We start from the raw sequence: 2019 nt of genomic DNA, 5'->3' as shown, positions 1-2019 counted from the left end.
TGCCAATCCTCAAGGCCGCACTTCAAAACCATCGGACCGAGCAGCCAGCCTCCCATGCAGTTGACCGCTTGGCCGATGCTGCATAAGGTTCAACCAGCGACGCCAGCCTTGGCATTTTCAACAGAGTACGGGACATCCCCGGAAATCGTCGAGGCGGCCGTGCGGCAAGGTGGATTGTCTTCGGTCTCATTGCGAATGCCCTGGGTGCAGTCATCGGAAACCTTCGCCGCCCAGGTCGGCCCAAGACGCAATACGGCCAAGGCGGTGCGCGACCTGTGGGGCTACATCGATGCCAGAGACGCGGCTCAGGGCATCGGGTTGGCGCTCGGTTGACGCGGCGGCGGTCATCTCAGGGTCTACCTTGCCGCAGCAGACACCTATCTCGAGGAAGAAACCACCCCGGCGCTGGCTCGCGCCCTGCCAGGCGTGCCACTCCGCCGGCCCCTCTCTGGTTTCTCGGGGCTGATCGATACGGGCAAGGCCAGGCAGGAACTGGGCTTCACGGCACAGCACTCCTGGCGCGACTATTCTGACGAGGCCATCCGGAGCAAGGGCGCAGTTTGCAGGCTCACGCCAAACAGCCCGCAATGACCTCGGATTTGCGCCAGTCGATTGCCGAGGAGAGAGACTTTGCCAGGGGTTTGGTGGCGGAGGGAAAGGGTCTGGAATCCAACGCTCTTTTGTGGATGCCGCTCCGTTTGCAAGGAAAATCTCTGAACTTCTGGACATGTGATCAAGTGCGGACTTTTGTCAGGCCTGTCTGTGCGACCGGCAAGGGCCGCTGGCCGGGATGGTGATGCGCGGACCGGGTCCCATACTCTGCAAGCGAACTCAAGTTTCGGAGAGCGTTTCGGGTTATCCCAGCCCGGATCATTTCGATCGTTTGTCCATGCCGTTCATGCCTTCCTCACAACTCTTCGCCGGTCAGGGTCCGGAGCCCTGCCGGTTCATGCGGCGCTCACCAGGGCCGGTGCCCGGTAATCCTCGCCGCGTGTCAGCATCGCCCAGATGGCCCGGGCCATTTTGTTCGCAAGTGCGAAGACCACCACCATGGGGGGCTTGCGCGCCATCATTTGCGCCAGCCAGGGATGCTGGGGGGCACCTTTGCGGCTTGCCCAGCGGATGACCGATGTCGCCCCCATGATCAGCAGCCTGCGTATGTCACGCTGGCCGTTCTTTGATGTCTTCCCGAGTCGTTGCTTGCCGCCCGAGGAATGCTGCCGGGGAACCAGCCCGACCCAAGCTGCAAAGTCCCGCGCTCGACGGAACAGGTGCATTGGAGGTGCGAAGGTTTCGATCGCCAGGGCCCCGATTGGGCCGATCCCCGGCATTGTCTGCAGCCGGCGTGGCATGGTGGAATTTCTCGACATGGCAGCGATCTTCCCCGCAAGTTCGGCAAGGTGCTCCGTTAGCTCGTCGATATGTGTCAGGACCTTCTTGCAGAGGTCACGCACCAGATCAGGCAGATCCGAGCGCTTGTCCTTGACGATCTCCGCCAAGTCCGGAACGTGTGCAATCCCTTCCGGAGCGATGTAGCCAAACTCATAGAGATATCCCCGCAGCGCGTTGATCGAGTCGGTCCGCTGCTTGATGAGTTGCTCCCTCATTCGAAACGCAACTGCCTGGGCTTGCTGGTCGGCCGTCTTCGGCTCAACAAACCGCATGGTCGGGCGCAAGGCTGCTTCGACGATCGCCTCAGCATCGGCCGCGTCGTTCTTCTGCCGCTTCAGAAACGGCTTCACATAATGCGGGGCAATCAACCGAACCTGATATCCGTAGCGAGTGAACTTCCGCGCCCAGTGGTGGGCTCCGGCAGACGCTTCCATAGCAACAGTGCAGGGATGATGCCCCGCCATGAACCGCTCGAAAAGTGGTCGGGTGAGCCAGCGGAAAACATGGCGAAATTCGCGACATCTGGGACTTGCTCAGCAGAAACAGCTTGCTCATGAAGGCCTCCTCTATCGGAAGCCTTGAATCAAAACTGCAACTGATCCGCAACCAGTTTAATAGGTCCTGAGC

General features: G+C 60.7%; 1 protein-coding gene and 1 pseudogene. One reads left to right on the top strand and one right to left on the bottom strand.

Translation table 11 applies throughout. The annotated features are described in order from the left end of the window. Positions 1–333: pseudogene (locus ACEW8Q_RS00615) on the top strand (NAD(P)-dependent oxidoreductase); the annotation flags it as partial. A 614-nt stretch (positions 334–947) separates the two neighbouring features. On the opposite strand, the gene ACEW8Q_RS00610 reads toward ACEW8Q_RS00615, so the two are convergent. Next, entirely contained in the window at positions 948–1856 is a 909-nt protein-coding gene (locus ACEW8Q_RS00610; RefSeq protein ID WP_373502112.1) for an IS110 family transposase, read from the bottom strand. Positions 1857–2019: the final 163 nt, after the last annotated feature.

Origin of the sequence: Aestuariivirga sp. (genome assembly GCF_041738905.1) — a bacterium.
GTDB lineage: Bacteria > Pseudomonadota > Alphaproteobacteria > Rhizobiales > Aestuariivirgaceae > Aestuariivirga.
The sequence above is the reverse complement of the archived record's forward strand: the minus strand, read 5'-3'. Positions and strand labels throughout refer to the sequence as shown.